At 72.8% G+C, this 14,586-nt stretch carries 11 protein-coding genes; 7 read left to right on the forward strand and 4 right to left on the reverse strand.

Annotation, left to right across the window (positions count from 1 at the left end):
* Positions 1-3 precede the first annotated feature (3 nt).
* Together ASF41_RS13565 and ftsE are read right to left on the reverse strand one after the other, a co-directional pair.
* Complete coding sequence (locus ASF41_RS13565) at positions 4-1,020, reverse strand: cell division protein FtsX (protein ID WP_407067283.1); 1,017 nt, start codon at positions 1,018-1,020, stop codon at positions 4-6.
* The gene (gene ftsE / locus ASF41_RS13570) at positions 1,017-1,715 is read right to left on the reverse strand and encodes a cell division ATP-binding protein FtsE (RefSeq protein ID WP_156394047.1); all 699 of its coding nucleotides are present in this window, start codon (positions 1,713-1,715) and stop codon (positions 1,017-1,019) included. The genes ASF41_RS13565 and ftsE overlap by 4 nt, the downstream gene beginning before the upstream one ends.
* Before the next feature lie 253 nt (positions 1,716-1,968).
* Between ftsE and ASF41_RS13575 the strand changes: the two genes are divergently transcribed.
* From ASF41_RS13575 to ASF41_RS24880, 5 genes are all read left to right on the forward strand, one after another.
* Complete coding sequence (locus ASF41_RS13575) at positions 1,969-2,775, forward strand: zinc-ribbon domain-containing protein (RefSeq protein ID WP_056493983.1); 807 nt, start codon at positions 1,969-1,971, stop codon at positions 2,773-2,775.
* A 12-nt stretch (positions 2,776-2,787) separates the two neighbouring features.
* A complete protein-coding gene (hpt, locus tag ASF41_RS13580; RefSeq protein WP_056211657.1) occupies positions 2,788-3,357 on the forward strand; it encodes a hypoxanthine phosphoribosyltransferase in 570 nt (189 codons plus the stop codon).
* 158 nt (positions 3,358-3,515) lie between these two features.
* Positions 3,516-3,881 carry a response regulator gene (locus ASF41_RS13585; RefSeq protein WP_055946868.1) on the forward strand — a complete coding sequence of 122 codons (366 nt, stop codon included), beginning with the start codon at positions 3,516-3,518 and terminating at the stop codon, positions 3,879-3,881.
* Positions 3,882-3,921: 40 nt separating this feature from the next.
* A complete protein-coding gene (locus ASF41_RS13590) occupies positions 3,922-4,986 on the forward strand; it encodes a cysteine synthase A (protein ID WP_056493986.1) in 1,065 nt (354 codons plus the stop codon).
* Positions 4,987-5,116: 130 nt separating this feature from the next.
* Positions 5,117-5,272: a DUF3309 domain-containing protein gene (locus tag ASF41_RS24880; protein WP_156389751.1), complete on the forward strand. Its 156-nt coding sequence runs from the start codon at positions 5,117-5,119 to the stop codon at positions 5,270-5,272.
* A 9-nt stretch (positions 5,273-5,281) separates the two neighbouring features.
* Here ASF41_RS24880 and ASF41_RS26130 read toward each other — a convergent pair whose 3' ends face one another.
* Entirely contained in the window at positions 5,282-5,443 is a 162-nt protein-coding gene (locus ASF41_RS26130) for a hypothetical protein (RefSeq protein WP_244479654.1), read from the reverse strand.
* A gap of 11 nt (positions 5,444-5,454) precedes the next feature.
* On the reverse strand, positions 5,455-6,765 hold the full coding sequence (locus tag ASF41_RS13595; RefSeq protein WP_244479655.1) for a serine protease: 1,311 nt from the start codon (positions 6,763-6,765) through the stop codon (positions 5,455-5,457).
* A 147-nt stretch (positions 6,766-6,912) separates the two neighbouring features.
* On the opposite strand from ASF41_RS13595, the gene ASF41_RS13600 reads away from it, so the two are divergent.
* Together ASF41_RS13600 and pbpC are read left to right on the forward strand one after the other, a co-directional pair.
* Positions 6,913-12,288 carry an alpha-2-macroglobulin gene (locus ASF41_RS13600; protein WP_082504397.1) on the forward strand — a complete coding sequence of 1,792 codons (5,376 nt, stop codon included), beginning with the start codon at positions 6,913-6,915 and terminating at the stop codon, positions 12,286-12,288.
* Positions 12,289-12,496: 208 nt separating this feature from the next.
* Positions 12,497-14,515 carry a penicillin-binding protein 1C gene (gene pbpC, locus ASF41_RS13605; RefSeq protein WP_244479661.1) on the forward strand — a complete coding sequence of 673 codons (2,019 nt, stop codon included), beginning with the start codon at positions 12,497-12,499 and terminating at the stop codon, positions 14,513-14,515.
* Positions 14,516-14,586 lie beyond the last annotated feature (71 nt).

The following is a 14,586-nucleotide window of genomic DNA, read 5'->3' on the forward strand; positions in this document are numbered from 1 at the left end:
CCCTCAGGCCAGGAACCGTCGCACGGTGAGACGCGAGACGATACCGGTCACCACCGATGCGATCACGCCGATGAGGAGCACGGCGGCGTAGCCGCGCCAGCCGATATGGAAGGTGCCGAACAGGGCCTCGATCTCCTCGCCGGCCGGGCCGGAGCGCCAGTTGCGCGCCACCAGCCCGGCCAGCGCGAAGGCCGCGATGGCCGCCCCCGAGCCGATGATGCCGCCGCGCAGGCCGAGGCCGAAGAACCGGCGCTGGAAGGCCCGGGCGATGAAGTCGTCGTTGGCGCCGACGAAGTGCAGGACCTCCACCACCTCCCGGTTGCCCGCCATGGCGCCGCGGGTCGCGAAGACCACGGCGAGGCCCGTCGCCACCAGCACCAGCAGGACGATGCCGATCCCGACGCCCACGAAGGTGTTGGCCGCCGTGGAGAGCCGGCGCAGCCAGAGGGCGTGGTCGTCGAGGCTCGCCACCCCGGGCAGCGCCTCGCTGAGGGAACTGCGCAGCGGCTTGAGGTCCGGGGACGTCTCGGCGAGCTTCAGGGTCACGAGCCGTGGCACCGGCAGGTCCGAGAGGTCGAGGCCGCTGCCGAGCCAGGGCTCGAGCAGCCGCTCGGCATCGGCCTTCGAGAACACCCGCACGGCGGCGATGCCGGGGGTGGCCTTGGCGAGGCCCTCGGCGCGGGCGACGTCGGCATCGATGTCGCGCCCGGGGCTCGGACGCACCTGGATCGTCACCTCCTGGGCCACCGTGTCCTGCCATTGGACGGCGCTGGAGGCCACGATCTCGGCCGCTCCCGCGCAGAGTGCGGCGAGGAAGGTCAGGATCGCGATGACGGCGGCCAGGGCCCGGCTCGCCGCCGAGTCGGTCGGCACCAGGGGGGCATTGCGGCGCAGGGTCGGGGGCAGGGGGGCGGTCCGCGATTCGGGCGGCGCCGGCGGCTTCACCGGTGGCCGGTCGTCGGTGCGGGGCGGCGCACGGTGCGCCGGCGCGGGGGACGGTGTGTCGGTCTCGTCCATCATGCCTCGACCGTCAGGCGCCCTTCGCCGAGGACGAAGCGCCGGGCATCGACGAGGTCCATCAGGGCGAAGTCGTGGGTGGCGATGAGCACCGAGGTGCCCAGCCGGTTGAGCTCGATGAACAATCGCAGCAGGCGGCGGCCGAGGCCGGGGTCGACGTTGCCCGTGGGCTCGTCGGCCAGGAGCAGTTCCGGCCGGGCGATGAGCGCCCGGGCGATGGCGGCCCGCTGCTTCTCCCCGCCCGAGAGCAGGGGCGGCAGCACGTGCATGCGCTCGCCGAGACCGACCCAGCGCAGGAGCTCTACGACCTCGGCCCGGTAACTCGTTTCCGAGCGCCCCTGGACACGCAGGGGCAGCGCGACGTTTTCGTAGGTGGTGAGGTGGTCGAGCAGGCGGAAATCCTGGAAGACCACGCCCATGCGCCGCCGCAGGCCGGTCAGCGCCTCGCTGGAGATGTCGCTGACCTCCTCGCCGAAGACCGAGACGAGGCCGCGGGTGGGGCGCACCGACAGGAGGATCAGGCGCAGCAGGGTGGTCTTGCCCGCACCGGACGGCCCCGTGAGGAACTGGAACGAGCGCGGCGCGATCTGGAAGCTGACATCGCTCAGCACCTCCGGCCCGAGACCGTAGCGCATGCCGACGCTCTCGAACTGGACCACCGGCTCCTCGGCTCCGGAGAGGAGCGACTGCGTGTTCACCCGATCCGCCACGATCCCCCCAAGGTCCTGCCTAACCGAGGTCCTGCCTGACCAAGCCTGCCTGACCAAGCCTGCCTGACCAAGCCTGCCTGACTAAGCCTGCCCAACACAGTCGGCCCTTTTGCGACGGCCCCGCGCATCCCGGTTATAGGCCGTCCGCTTCACGGACGGTTAACCGTGTTGGCCGAGAACCGTTTGAGTCTTTTTGCCCCCGTCGGCAACCGTCCATCGAGATCCGAGGCCCACGGACGCCATGCTGATCGTCTGCCCGTCCTGTGCCAGCGAGTACGAGATCGACGTGGACCGCGTCGGCGCGGACGGGCGCTCGGTGCGCTGCGCGGCCTGCCGCGAGACCTGGTTCATCTCCCCCGACGACGTCTCCGCCGCCCTCGAGGCCGAGATGACCGCCGCCATGATGGCCGCCTCCGAGCTCGGCCCCGACGCGGCGCAGAGCCGCGCCTCGGCCCAAGCCGATCTCGATGCCTGGGAATCGGCCCTGGCCGCCGAACCCGAGCCCGTTCCATCGCCGCCCGAGACGCCGCGCCCGCGGGCGCGGGCCAAGCCCGTGAAGCCGAAGCGCACGGGCTTCCCCCTGGCGTCGCCTGGGGCCGCCCTCGGGCTCGCCGTGGTGGGCGGACTCGGCCTCGCCGTTCTCGGACGCGCCACGGTGGTGCGGGCGATGCCCCAGAGCGCCGGGCTCTATGCCCGCGTCGGTTTCCCGGTGAACCTGCGCGGCGTAGAATTCCGCGACCTCGTGGCGTTCCAGACCCCGGGAGAGGGCGCGCAGGGCCAACTCGTGGTGGAGGGCGATCTCGTCGGTGTCGCCGCCGAGGCCACGGTGCCGCCGATCGAGGTGGAGGTCCGGGACGGCCGTGACCAGCCGCTCTATCGCTGGCGCATCGCGCCCCCGCGCACGGCGCTCGAGAAGAGCGAGACCGCGCGCTTTCGCGCGAGCCTGTCGGCGCCGCCGGCGCAGGGCCGCTCGGTCCGCGTGCATTTTGCCGCCGCCGAGGCGGGCGAGACCATGCCGAAGGCCGGTGCCAGCGCTCCGGCCCCGTGATAAGGAATGCGGATGACCAGCGCTTCCCGACGCGTCCGCGTCCTCTTCGACGAAACCGCCATCGCCCGGCGCACCGAGGAACTTGCAGCGGCCATCGCCGCCGCCAACCCCGAGAACCTGCTCGTGGTGGCTGTGCTCAAGGGCAGCTTCATGTTCGCCGCCGACCTCCTGCGCGCCCTGCACCGGGTCGGGCTGGAGCCGCAGGCCGAGTTCGTCCACCTGTCGAGCTACCGCACCGCCACGGTCTCCTCGGGGCAGGTCGAGATCCTGCGCGACGTGGAGAGCGAGGTGCGCGGACGCGACGTCCTCCTGGTGGACGACATCCTCGAATCCGGCCGCACCATCGTGTTCGCCAAGGACCTGCTGATGGCGCGGGGCGCCAAGCGGGTGCTCACCGCCGTGCTCCTGGAGAAGCCCGGCAAGCGGGCCGTGACCATCGACGCGGATTTCGTCGGCTTCACCTGCCCGGACGTGTTCGTGGTCGGCTACGGCATGGATGTCGCCCATGCCTACCGCCAGCTGCCCTTCGTCGGCCTCGTCGACTACGACAGCCGCGAGCCCGACCTGTTCGGCGGCACCTGAGGCGCGCCCGCCCACGATCCGCGGAATTTCTCTGGCGCGCCAGAGAATATGAAACGATTTGGCCCTTAAAGGGCTTGCTGTGTCCGACGATCCCTTGACAGGGCGCCTCAGCGCTTGCGTGACTGAGCGCCCGGACCCGAGAGAGACACAGACGAACGATGGCCCGCATCCTCCTGGTGGATGACGAAGAGACGGTGCGGGGCTTCCTCAAGCGGGGCCTCGAGATCGACGGCCACGCCGTGGTCACGGCCACGGACGGCAGCGACGGGCTCGACCGGCTGACCGAGGCGGATGGCGCGTTCGACCTCATGCTCACCGACATCCGCATGCCGCTGATGGATGGGATCGCCCTGGCGCTCGCGGCCAAGCGCGACTTTCCCAATCTCACGATCCTGCTGATGACCGGCTTCGCCGACCAGCGCGAGCGCGCGCGGGGCCTCGATGCCATCGTGACCGACGTCCTGACGAAGCCGTTCTCGCTGGCCGACCTGCGCTCCACGGTGAATCGGGCCCTCGCCGCCTGACGCGCGCCGGGTCCGCCGCCTCGCCCCCGGAATCCCGCGCATGATCCTCCATTCTGACCGTCACCTGCCCGACCGTCCTCTGCCGGACATCCTCTCGGCCATCGGCGCCACGCCTCTGATTCGCCTGGCGCGCGCCTCGGAGGAGACCGGCTGCACCATCCTGGGCAAGGCGGAGTTCTTGAATCCCGGCCTCTCGGTAAAGGACCGGGCGGCGCTCTCCATCGTGCGCGACGCCGAGGCCCGGGGCGCCATCCGGCCCGGCGGCACGATCGTGGAGGGCACGGCCGGCAACACCGGCATCGGCCTGGCGCTCGTCGCGGCGGTGCGCGGCTACCGCACGGTCATCGTGATCCCGGAGACGCAGTCGGCCGAGAAGAAGGAAACCCTGCGTCTGGCCGGCGCCCGCCTGGTCGAGGTGCCGGCGGTGCCGTTCGCCAACCCGAACAACTACGTCCACGCCGCGCGCCGCCTGGCCGAGCGCCTGGCCGAGACCGAACCGGGCGGCGCCTTCTTCGCCGACCAGTTCGACAACGTTGCCAACCGGCAGGCGCACGTGGAAACCACGGGCCCGGAGATCCTGGCGGCGACCGGTGGGGCGGTCGATGGTTTCATCTGTGCGGCCGGGACCGGCGGCACCCTGGCGGGGACCGCCGAGGCCCTGCGCGCGGCGCGTCCCGGCGTGCGGATCGGCCTCGCCGACCCGGAGGGGTCCGCACTGCACGCTCATTACACCACCGGTACCCTGAGGGCGGAGGGCTCCTCGATCACGGAGGGCATCGGCCAAGGCCGGATCACCCGCAACCTCGCGGGCTTCACCCCGGACGTCTCCTTCCGGATTCCCGACGCCGAAGCCCTCCATATTGTCTTCCGGCTGATGCGGGAGGAGGGCCTCAGCCTCGGCGGATCGTCGGGCATCAACGTCGCCGGGGCGATCCGGCTCGCCCGGGATCTCGGGCCGGGCCACACCATCGTGACCATCCTGTGCGATGGTGCCGCGCGCTACGCCTCGAAGCTGTTCAACCCCGCCTTCTTGGCCGAGCGGGGCCTGCCGGTGCCGGATTGGCTTGGAACCGCATCGGATTCCCTGCCGGAGTGGCGAGCCTGACGTCGAACCGGCGAAAAACCCCGCCTTCGTGGGATTATGCCGCACGGACCGTTGAACGGAATCGCCACGGCGACGTTTGTACGGTCAAGCTCAAGCAATTCCGGTTGGGCGCGTGACGGAGTTCCCATCCATGACCCTAACCACCATTCTCCTCATCGTCCTGATCCTGATCGTTCTCGGCGGCGGCAACTTCCTCGGCGGCGGCGCTTACCGCGGACCGAGCTTCGGTCTCGGCGGCCTGCTGGTGATCATCTTGATCGTGCTGCTCGTCACCGGACGAATCTGACGGCCCCGCTCACGGCTGGCACGTGATGGCCACCACCGCGCCCACCAGGGTCGCGGCGGCTGCGCCCAGCGTGCCGGCCGCCTTCGGCGCAGGCGCTGTCCGCAAGCCCGCAGCGCCGAGGAAGGCCGCGAGCGCGTCGGCCGGGATGAGCCTGTAGCTCGCAGGCGGCATGACCCCCGCGATCAGGCGGGGCTGTTTCGGAACCGTCGCGACGAGGCCCGCGAGCGCACCGGCGCGGTCCAGAACCGGAGCGCCGCCGGCGCCGGGCTGCAGCGGCGCGGCGATGCGCGCCCCGCCCGGCTCGGAGCGGCCCGGCGCCACCACGACGCCCCCTCGGCATCGACGGCCAACGCCACCACGGCCTCGCCCTCGGCGAGGGCGCCGGCGTGCAGGGCCGGCGTGCGTTCCATCCGGCCGGGGAGCAGAGCCGTTTCCAGCAGCATCAGATCGGCGGTGCCGCCAGGGCTCGCCCGCGTCGGCAGGCCCACGACCACCGGTGCCCGGCAGTCCACCAGCGCCGCTGCGCTGGTAAGCACCCGTCCCGGCGCCACGACCAGGCCCGTCGCAACTGGGGCCGGCCGGCTGCCTGCGACGGGCGGCAGGCTCGATGACGGAACGGCCGTCGCGGCCGGAGCCGGTGCCGAGGCGGGGGCCGTTTCGGGGAAGGGCACGAAGCTGTTGGCGATGGCGATGGCGAGGCGGTCCACCTCCCCGGACAGGGCCTTGTCGTAGCCGAGGGTGAGGCCGCGCAGGCCCGCCTCGCCGGCGGCGTATCGGATGTAGGATTTGCCGGTCCCGGTCTCAGCGGTCACCACCAGGAAGTCGGGTCTCAGGAGCTTGTAGGTCACCCGCCGGTCGGGCCCTGGGGCGGTGATGCGGGCGAAGACCGCCTCCAGCCCGGTCTCGCCGGGCGGATAGGATTTCGTCTCCAGCGTGATGCGCCCGTCGGCGCTCTGCCAGCGGGTGCCCCCGGGCTGGGGCGTGCGCTTCGACAGGATGCGCTCGGGCACGCCGAGCACGACGCCGCTGGCCGGGTCCGGCTTCACGGCGAATCGGGCGGCCGCGCGCGCCGCGGCCCCCTCCTTGAGCAGGGCGGCGCGTCCGGCCGCGTCCGGCAGCCCCGCTCCGCCGGTTCGTCGGGCATGCGCCTGAAGCGCCTCGTAGCTGCGCCGCCCGAACGTGCCGTTGACCAGGCTGTTGTAGTCGCCGGTCCAGACCAGGGCGTCCTGCAGCCCCTTGCGCTCGGCCTCCGGCAGGGCCTCGAACAGGCTCCGTGCCGCCTCGAAGGCGGGATCGGGCGCAGCCGGCTTCGCCCGCGCGGGTGCCGATGCGGCGGGCGTCGACGGGATCGGCATCGGTATGGCGGGTCTCGGTATGGCGGATCTCGATGCGCCGGGGCTCGGTGCCGGCGGCGTCTGGGCGGAGGCCGCGCTCGCCGCCAGGGCCAGCACGAACCCGGTCAGGCCCCGGGTGGTCCGATCGCGTCGCATCATGGCCGAGTCGCGTCTCCCCCGCGAGAACCCGTCCGGTGTGGCAGAGCCCACGCCCGAATTCCAGGCCGTTGCGGCCGATGCGCGAAGTGCTACGGTTCCGCGCGGGACCGGTGCGACGGGCCGGCCTCCAGAGAACGGGGTGGAAGCATGGCGGGATCATCCGGATACGGGCGCTCGCCCCGATCTGTGGTCGGACTCTCTGGCCTCGTGCAGGTCCTCACGATCGCCGGGCTTCTGGCCCTCCCCGTCCAGGCGCAGGGGCAGGCCCAAGGGCAAGCCCAGTCGCCAACGACGCGCCCCGCTGCCAAGGTCTCGCCCAGGCCGTCCGCCGCCAAGAGCTTCGTGCGCGAAGACCTCGCCAGCGACGGTGTCCGCCTCGAAGCGACCCTGAAGGCCGAGGTGGGGAATCCCCGGCCCGATACCCGATCCGCCGCGAAGGCGCGGGCCGAGGGCGAGGCCCTGGTTGAAGCCGAGAAGCCGGCGGATGCCCTGAAGCCCCTCGGCCTCGCCGTGGCGAGCGAACCCGGCGAGCCGGCGAACTGGCTGGCCTATGCGCGCGCCGCCAGCGCGGTCGGCAGCGACGAGCAGACCGGTGACTACGCAGGCCGTCTGCGCCTGCGCCGCAACGCGCGGGCCGCTGCCTACCAGGGCTATCTGCGGGCGAGTGCCGGAGCGGTCGAGGCCGAGGCGCTCGCGACGCTGGGCGAGGTCTATGCCGCCGAATCGGAGTGGCGCCCGTCGCTCGAGGCCTACCGCGCCAGCCTGGCGCTCGCCGACGACGCGGACGTGCGTGCGACCTACGAGGGCCTTCGCGCCGAGCACGGCTTCCGCATCCTCAACTACACCGTCGATTCGGACGCTGCCGCGCCGCGCGTCTGCTTCCAGTTCTCGGAAGGCGTCGCGGCCAAGACCGACTTCACGCCCTTCATCGCCGTCTCCGGCGCAGCCAACGCCGCCGTCACCGGCACCGGCCAGCAGATCTGCGTCGACGGGCTCAAGCACGGCGAGCGCTACGCCTTCGTGGTCCGCTCCGGGCTGCCCTCCGGCGCTGGGGAGACCCTGCTCAAGGCATCCGATTACGAGATCTATGTCCGGGACCGCTCGCCCCAGGTCCGCTTTACCGGGCGCAACTACGTCCTGCCCCGCACCGGTCAGGCCGGCGTGCCTCTGGTTTCGATCAACGCGGCCAAGATCGACGTTGAGGTCTTGCGCGTCGGTGACCGGGGGCTGCTGCCGTCGCTGCGGGCCGAGGACTTCCTGTCCCAGCTCAACGGGACGACGGCGCGGACCATCGCCGACCAGAAGGGTCGGCGCGTCTGGAAGGGCGTCCTCGACACGGCCAAGGCCGAGCTGAACCAGGAGGCCGTCACCGCCTTCCCGGTGCTCCAGGCGGTCGGCAAGCTGGAAGCCGGCATCTACATCATGGTGGCCCAACCCGCGGGAGCCACGGCGTCCACCAACGAGGAGGGCGGCTACGAGCAGCAGGCGACGCAATGGTTCGTGGTCTCGGATCTCGGCCTCACCGCCTTCAAGGGCCGCGACGGCGTCCACGTCTTCGCCCGCTCGCTGGCCTCGGCCGACGTGCTGACCGGTGCCGAGATCCGGCTGGTGGCGCGCAACAACGAGGTCCTGGCCACGGCGAAGACCGATGGCCAAGGCCACGCCGCCTTCGCGTCGGGCCTCGCCCGCGGGGAGGGGGGTACCGCACCGGGCCTCGTGGTGGCGCAGATCGGCGACGATTACGGCTTCCTCGATCTCGGCCAGTCGGCCTTCGACCTCACGGATCGCGGCGTGAAGGGCCGGCCCCAGCCAGGCGCCGTCGAGGCCTACGTGTTTCCCGAGCGCGGGGTCTACCGTTCGGGCGAGACCGTGAACCTCACCGGCCTGCTGCGCGATGCACAGGGCGCCGCCGTGCCGGAAATTCCTCTGACCCTGGTGGTCAAGCGTCCCGACGGCGTCGAGTACCGCCGCGCCCAGGTGGCGGATGCGGGCCTCGGCGGACGCGCCCTGGCGCTGCCCCTTCTGGCCGGCGCGCAGCACGGCACCTGGCGGGTGGCGGCCTACACAGACCCCAAGGCGCCGGCCATCGGCGAGGCGAGCTTCCTCGTGGAGGATTACGTCCCCGAGCGCCTCGACGTGACGCTCTCGAGCGCGACGCCGAGCCTGACCAGGGGTGCGCCCGCCACGATCGACGTGGCGGCGCGCTACCTCTACGGCGCGCCGGGCGCCGGGCTCGAGGTTTCCGGTACCGTCCTGGTCCAACAGGCGGCGGGCAGCGGGATCCAGGGCCTGGAGGGCTTCTCGGTCGGCCTCGACGACGAGCGGGTGGAGGCCGCCTCGGCGGAGATCGACGCCCGTGCCACCACCGATGCGGCCGGCAGGGCCCGGCTCGTCGTCCCGGTCCAGGCGCTCGCCGCCCCGCGCCCCGTCGAGGCGAAGATCACCCTGCAGGTGGGCGAGCCCGGCGGGCGGGCGCTGAGCCGCAGCCTGACCCTGCCGATCCTGCCCGACGCGCCGGTGCTCGCCATCCGCAAGGGCTTTGCCGGCGACCTCACCGAGGGCGGCGTCGCCGGCTTCGACGTGGTCATGGCCGCTCCCGACGGCCGGCGCCTGGCGCAGGGGAACGTGGCCTGGACGCTCCAGCGCGTCGAGAAGAACTATCAATGGTACCGCGAGGGGGGGCGCTGGTCCTACGAGCCGGTGACCAGCACCCGCCGCGTCGCCGATGGCCGTCTCGACCTGACCCCCGCCGCGCCGGGCCGCGTCAGCGCCACAGTGAGCTACGGCACCTACCGGCTGGAGGCGAGCGTGCCCGGTCGCCCGGCCGCCACCGCGAGCGTGACCTTCACAGTGGGCTGGAGCGGGGGCGAGACGGCGGACGTGCCGGACCTCCTCGACCTGCGCCTGGACAAGGCGGCCTACGCCACCGGCGAGACGCTGCACGCGCGGCTGCAGCCGACGTTCAAGGGACAGGCGACGCTGGCCGTCGTCAGCGACAAGCTGCACGCGCTCCTCACCGTCGACGTGCCGGCCGCCGGTGCCACCATCGACATCCCCGTGAAGGCCGAGTGGGGCTCGGGCGCCTACCTCGTGGCCACCGCCTACCGGCCCCTGGACCAGGCGGCCAAGCGCCTGCCGGGCCGTGCGCTCGGTGTCGCGTGGTTCGGGGTCGACCGGGACAGCCGCAATCTTGGCGTCACGCTCGACGCGCCGGCGAAGGTCCGTCCGCGCGAGACCCTGACCCTGCCGATCCAGCTCGCCGGCCTGCGAGCCGGCGAGGAGGCGCGGGTCACCGTCGCGCTGGTGGATGTCGGCATCCTCAACCTCACCCGCTACGAGGCACCGAACCCGTTCGGCTACTTCTTCGGCCAGAAGGCCCTCGGCCCGGAGATCCGCGACCTCTACGGATACCTGATCGACGGCATGCAGGGGACGCTCGGCGCCATCCGCTCCGGCGGCGACGGGGCTGCAGCCGAACTCGCCGATTCGCCGCCGACCCAGGCGCCGCTGGCGCTCTATTCCGGGCCGATCGCCGTCGGACCCGACGGCCGTGCCAGCGTCAGCTTCCCCCTGCCGTCCTTCAACGGCACCGGCCGGGTGATGGTCACCGCCTGGAGTCGCGCGAAGGTGGGCGCCGCCCAGGCCGACGTGATCATCCGCGATCCCGTGATCGTCACCGGCACCCTGCCGCGTTTCCTCAATGTCGGCGATCGCTCGCGCGTCCACGTCGCCATCGACAATGTCGAGGGGCCGGCCGGCGACTACACCGTGGATCTCGACCTGACCGGCTCCGTGCTGGTCGGTGCCGAGGCCCTGCACAAGACCCTGCGGCTGGAGGCGGGCGCCAGGGGGGCCCTCGTCATTCCCATCACCGCTGCCGGGCCGGGCCTGTCGCGGATCGACCTAACGCTCAGCGGCCCCGGACTGCCCGAGGGCGTCGGCCAGAGTTTCGCCCTGACCATCGGTCCCGGCACGGGGGCGCTCGCCCGCCGCTCCGTGGAGACCCTCGAACCCGGCGCGGCGTTGCACCTCTCCGACGAGCTCCTGGCCGACATCCTGCCCGGCACCGGCACGGTCTCGCTCTCCGCCTCGAATCTCGCCGGCATCGACGTGCCGGCGCTCCTCCAGTCCCTCGACCGCTATCCCTACGGCTGCTCCGAGCAGACGGTGAGCCGGGCGATGCCGCTCCTCTACGTCCACCGCCTCGCGGCTCAAGATCAGCTCGGTCAGGATCCGCTCGGCCTCGACAAGGCCGACGAGCGCGTGCGCCAGGCGATCGAGCGGGTGCTCGGCCGCCAGAACGCGGCCGGCGATTTCGGCCTGTGGTCCACGGATGGCGCCAGCGACACCTGGCTCAACGCCTACGTCACCGACTTCCTGACCCGGGCCCGGGAGCGCGGGTTCGCCGTGCCCCAGACCGCCTTCGCCAATGCCCTCGACCGCCTGCGCAACGCGGTGGCCAACACCACCGAGGTCGGCGACGGCGGCATGGACATCGCCTACGCCGCCTACGTGCTCGCCCGCAACGGCCGCCCGGTGATGGGTGACCTGCGCTACCTCGTCGACACCAAGCTGGCTGCGTTCGCGACGCCCCTCGCGCGCGGACAGATCGCGGCGGCCCTGGCGTTGTTGGGGGACCGGGGCCGGGCGGCGAAAGCCTTCGCCTCGGCGCTGGCCGGTTTCCGCGAGGCGGCTTCCACGACCTCGGCCTACCGGCCGGATTACGGCTCGCGCCTGCGCGACAGCGCGGGCTTGCTGGCGCTGGCCGCCGAGACGGGGCTTGCCCGCGACAGCGTCCAGCCGCTCGGTGCCATCATCGCGGCCGAGCGGGCCGCAGGCCGGCCGACCAGCACGCAGGAGGAGGCCTGGATGGTGCTGGCCGCCGAGGGCCTGAGCGCGGATTCCGACAACCTCCGCTTCACCCTGGACGGTAAACCGCAAAGCGGCGCTCTGGCGCGCCGCTACCGCGCCGCCGCCCTGGAGGGGAAACCCGTCACCCTGGTCAATGCCGGCACCCAGCCCGTGCAGGCGGTGGTCAGCGTCAGCGGCAATCCGATCGCTCCCGAGCCGGCCGAGGCGCGCGGCTACACCATCGAGCGACGCTATCACCGTCTCGACGGCGCCCCGGTGGATCTCGCGCAAGGAATCCACCAGAACGACCGCCTCGTGGTGGTGCTCACCGTGACCGAGGCCAAGGCCAGCGCCGGTCGCCTCCTCCTGGTCGACCGGCTGCCCGCAGGCCTGGAGATCGACAACCCGAAGCTCCTCGATGCCGATGCGCTCACCGGTCTCGCCTTCGCCAAGTCCGACGTGGCGCCTGTGCACACCGAGTTCCGCGACGACCGCTTCGTGGCCGCCTACGAGCGCACCCCCGAGCAATCGGCCTTCTTCCGGGTCGCCTACACCGTGCGGGCGGTCTCGCCCGGCACCTACGTTCACCCGGCCGCCACCATCGAGGACATGTACCGGCCGGAGCGCTTCGGGCGTACGGGGTTCGGTTCGATGACGGTGAGCGCGAAGTAGGGCCGTGGATACGGGCCGCGACCCTCCTCTCCGGTCCGATCGGGCGCGCACGGCATGGCGCACCGCGTCCCCCTCGTGGAGGGGGGGACGCGGTGCGCGTGACCGTGAAACTCCGAGTGCCCCCGGAACGGGGCGGGGACTTCGGCGCCTCGCGCTCGCAGCCCTTGCCGTTGTCGGTCTCGGCCCGACCCTCGCCCTCTGGCACTTCATCCAAACCCTCCCGCCCCTCGACCTGATCCCGGCCGGGCTCCGCTCGACGGTGGTGCTCGACCGCGACGGGCGGCTGCTGCGCCCCTTCGCCACCGCCGACGGGCGCTGGCGTCTGCCGGTGACCGGGTCCCAGGTCGATCCGCGCTTCCGCGCCATGCTCACGGCCTACGAGGACCGGCGCTTCGCGAGCCATCCAGGCGTCGATCCGGCGGCGACCCTCCGGGCCGCGGGGCAATGGCTGGGGGCGGGCCGCATCGTCTCGGGCGGCTCGACCCTGTCGATGCAGGTGGCCCGCCTCGTCGAGCCGCGGGCCCAGCGCTCCCTGGCCGCCAAGCTGCGCCAGATGGTGCGGGCGGTGCAGCTGGAGCGTCGCCTCGGCAAGGACGGGGTGCTCGACCTCTACCTGGCGCTCGCCCCCTATGGCGGCCCGGTCGAGGGCCTGCGTGCCGCCAGCCTCGCGTATTTCGGCCGCGAGCCGGCCCGGCTCACCTTCGCCGAGAGCGCGCTCCTCGTGGCTCTGCCGCAGGCGCCGGAAGCCCGGCGACCCGACCGCTTCCCCGAGGCGGCCCGGCGCGCCCGCGACCGGGTCCTCGCCATCGCCGCCGCTCAGGGCGTCGTCACGGCGGCCGAGGCGGAGGCCGCCCGCGCCGAGCCGGTGCCATCCGCGCGAAAACCCTTCCCGATGCTCGCCGCCCACGCGGCGGAGGCGGCCCATGCCGCCGACCCGGGCGCCCAGGCGATCCGCCTCACCCTGGACGGCCGCCTGCAGGCGAGCCTCGAAACCCTGGCCGCCGAGCGCGCGGCCGCCCACGGACCCGGGATCTCGGCCGCCATCCTGGTGCTGGACAACAGCACGGGCGCGGTTCTGGCCCAGGTCGGCAGCCCCGGCTACCTCGATGCGAGTCGCGCCGGCGCCATCGACATGACGGGCGCGATCCGCTCGCCGGGCTCCGCCCTCAAGCCGTTCATCTACGCGCTCGCCTTCGAGACCGGGCTGGCGCATCCCGAGACGCAGCTCGACGACCGGCCGGTGCGCTTTGCCGGGGCCTACGCCCCCGAGAACTTCGACCTCGGCTACCAGGGCAGCGTGACGGCGCGACGCGCCCTCCAGCTCTCCCTGAACGTGCCGGCGGTGGACCTGCTGGAAGGGGTCGGCCCCGCCCGCTTCATCGCCCGCCTGCGGGCCGCCGGCGCCCGCATCGACCTGCCCCGCGACACCGCACCGGGCCTGCCGGTGGCGCTCGGCGGCCTCGGGATCACCCTCACCGACCTCGCCCGCCTGTTCTCCGGACTCGCCCGGCAGGGGCTGGTACCGAACCTGACCCGTCGCGTCGGGGAGGCGTCGGGCGGAGGGGCCGGCGCACCGCCGCAGGAGGCCCGCATCACGGACGCCGTCGCCGCCTGGTACGTCGCCGACATCCTTCGGGGTGCGCCCCCGCCCGAGAATGCCCTGGCGGGCCGGTTCGCCTACAAGACGGGCACCTCCTACGGCTACCGGGATGCCCTGGCGGTGGGGTTCGACCGGCGCATCACCCTCGCGGTCTGGGTCGGACGGCCGGACGGCAATGCCGTGCCGGGCCTCGTCGGCCGGGTGGTGGCGGCCCCGATCCTGTTCGATGCCTTCGCCCGTTTCGGCGGCGAGCCCGACTCCGTGCCGATGCCGCGCGACGCCCTGGTGACCACCACGGCCGGCCTGCCGCCGCCCCTGCGCCACATCCGGCGCGACATCCCCAAGACCCTGTCGGCGGCGCTGGGGGGCGCCCTGAAGATCGCCTACCCGCCAGACGGCGCCCGCATCGATCTGGGCCTGTCGGAGCCCGATCCCGCATCGTCGGCGCGTCTCGCCCTGAAGGCGCTGGGCGGCGTGCCGCCCCTGACCTGGATGGTCGACGGCCTGCCGGTGGCGGGGGGCGCGCGCCGACAATCGGCTTGGGCTCCGGACGGTGCCGGCTTCGCGCGGATCTCCGTGATGGACGCCACGGGCGCCAGCGACAGCGTCGTGGTCCGGCTCGAGTGATGTCCCCGCCCGGGGTTTCACGCCGGAGGGCGGCCCGGCCCCTGGTCGGGCGGACAGCAGCCCCTACCTGC

Origin of the sequence: Methylobacterium sp. Leaf111, from assembly GCF_001423285.1 — a bacterium.
Lineage (GTDB): Bacteria > Pseudomonadota > Alphaproteobacteria > Rhizobiales > Beijerinckiaceae > Methylobacterium.

Bases quoted from the DNA above. Each gene is read 5' to 3' on its own strand.
- ASF41_RS13600 (WP_082504397.1), top strand. From the start codon at position 6,913: ATGGCGGGATCATCCGGATACGGGCGCTCGCCCCGATCTGTGGTCGGA.
- hpt (WP_056211657.1), top strand. From the start codon at position 2,788: ATGACCAGCGCTTCCCGACGCGTCCGCGTCCTCTTCGACGAAACCGCC.
- ASF41_RS13595 (WP_244479655.1), bottom strand. From the start codon at position 6,765: ATGATGCGACGCGATCGGACCACCCGGGGCCTGACCGGGTTCGTGCTG.
- ASF41_RS13565 (WP_407067283.1), bottom strand. From the start codon at position 1,020: ATGATGGACGAGACCGACACACCGTCCCCCGCGCCGGCGCACCGTGCG.
- ASF41_RS13590 (WP_056493986.1), top strand. From the start codon at position 3,922: ATGATCCTCCATTCTGACCGTCACCTGCCCGACCGTCCTCTGCCGGAC.
- ASF41_RS24880 (WP_156389751.1), top strand. From the start codon at position 5,117: ATGACCCTAACCACCATTCTCCTCATCGTCCTGATCCTGATCGTTCTC.
- ASF41_RS13575 (WP_056493983.1), top strand. From the start codon at position 1,969: ATGCTGATCGTCTGCCCGTCCTGTGCCAGCGAGTACGAGATCGACGTG.
- ASF41_RS13585 (WP_055946868.1), top strand. From the start codon at position 3,516: ATGGCCCGCATCCTCCTGGTGGATGACGAAGAGACGGTGCGGGGCTTC.
- ASF41_RS26130 (WP_244479654.1), bottom strand. From the start codon at position 5,443: ATGCCGCCTGCGAGCTACAGGCTCATCCCGGCCGACGCGCTCGCGGCC.